This window comes from Treponema sp. R6D11, from assembly GCF_054786075.1.
The window spans coordinates 1-836 of the sequence record NZ_BDHD01000525.1 but is presented as its reverse complement, the minus strand read 5'-3'; the positions used below and the strand labels follow the sequence as shown (position 1 = coordinate 836).

General features: G+C 46.3%; 1 protein-coding gene. It reads right to left on the bottom strand.

Annotation, left to right across the window (positions count from 1 at the left end; genetic code table 11):
* Positions 1–619, bottom strand: a 619-nt coding sequence (locus ACYVTD_RS14435) for a hypothetical protein (protein WP_461248413.1), incomplete at its 3' end; no start/stop codon positions are given.
* Positions 620–836 lie beyond the last annotated feature (217 nt).

Below are 836 nucleotides of genomic sequence, written 5' to 3'. Positions count from 1 at the left end.
TTCTTATATCAACGGGCGAGAATTCATGCTTTAAGGGCGAGTCGTCGTCTACGGCTTCCTCGGTACTGCCAAGCAGAAGTTGCAGCAGCATGGTGAAGAAGGCGTGGGTAAAGCCAATCAGGATAAAAATCAAAGTTTCTTTTAATATTTTTCCTATTTCAGAATAATTAAAAATTCTCGCCGCGGCCTGTATGCTGACATTAAAAGAGCTTTCAAAAGGAAACGATTTATAAAGCCCCTCTGTGTTAACGCCAAACTTGTTAAGGAATCTCGGCGTATTGTTTATCCATGTGATGACGTGGCCCCTTTGCTTCTCAAAAGCGTATTCTACGCTGGGGCCGAATACGATTACAGCTTCAAGCGTTTTGCTTGTCGCAAGGGTGTCGTTTATCGAATTAATAAATTTATCGTTCATAAAGTCGCGCGTACCGGCGGAAGAGACGATGTTTCCCAAAGATTGAAAATCGTAATCGGCCTGGATTTTTTGTTTGTCCACGCTCAAATAAAGCCTGACTGCCGCCTGAACCAGAGAAAAAAGATATACGACGATACATATTGCGGCAACGACGGTGCCAATAACTGAAGTCTCACCGGCTTTGTTTTTTGTTAACATTTCCATATTATATACGGCTTTTAATTTCCCTGCTATAATTATCGGCGGTAAGACAGGAAAATATATGAGAATAAGAGAATATTCACTGCCCGCGGGCTGGTTTCCGAGGGATCCGGCGGAAGTTTCCGCCCAAATATCGCGTTTTTTGGCGGGACGGGGCGGCGAAAACCGCGCCCTCGCCCGCGCAGTAGCCCCCCCCGCCGGCTGGGAATCATCCCGGCCC